The following is a 500-nucleotide window of genomic DNA, read 5'->3' on the forward strand; positions in this document are numbered from 1 at the left end:
GAGCTGTTTCAATAATTACTTTTACTAGCGCTTTGAGCTGTTTCAATAATTACTTTTACTAGCGCTTTGCCTTTTGCAGCATCTACTACTGCTTGAATGTCGCTTTGCACTAAGTCATAGTTTTTATCTTTTAACGCGCCGATGTTGATTACCATATCTACTWCATCTGCACCGTTTTCGATTGCATTTGTTGTTTCGAATGCTTTTACTGCTGAAGTAGTAGCTCCAAGAGGGAAACCGATTACCGTACATACCTTCACTTCTGGAGCATCTTTTAATAACTCAGCTGCTTTTTTTACCCACGTTGGATTTACACAAACCGAAGCGAATGAATATTCTTTTGCTTCTTGTGCTAAAACCGTAATTTGCTCTTCTGTCGCATCTGCTTTTAATAATGTATGATCAATAATACCCGTAATGTTTTGACTCATTTTGTACTTCCTCTCTGTCTCTTAATGAATTTCTTTATAAATTAACGTTGGAGCTTCCACTTTTTCAGC

Annotated in this window: 1 pseudogene; it reads right to left on the reverse strand. The window is 36.9% G+C overall.

Annotated features, from left to right (window positions below):
* Nucleotides 1-35: 35 nt before the first annotated feature.
* A pseudogene (gene deoC, locus AC1DRF_RS32190) lies at nt 36-431 on the reverse strand (deoxyribose-phosphate aldolase); the annotation flags it as partial.
* Nucleotides 432-500 lie beyond the last annotated feature (69 nt).

The sequence above is a fragment of the Priestia sp. P5_B4 genome, assembly GCF_056400385.1.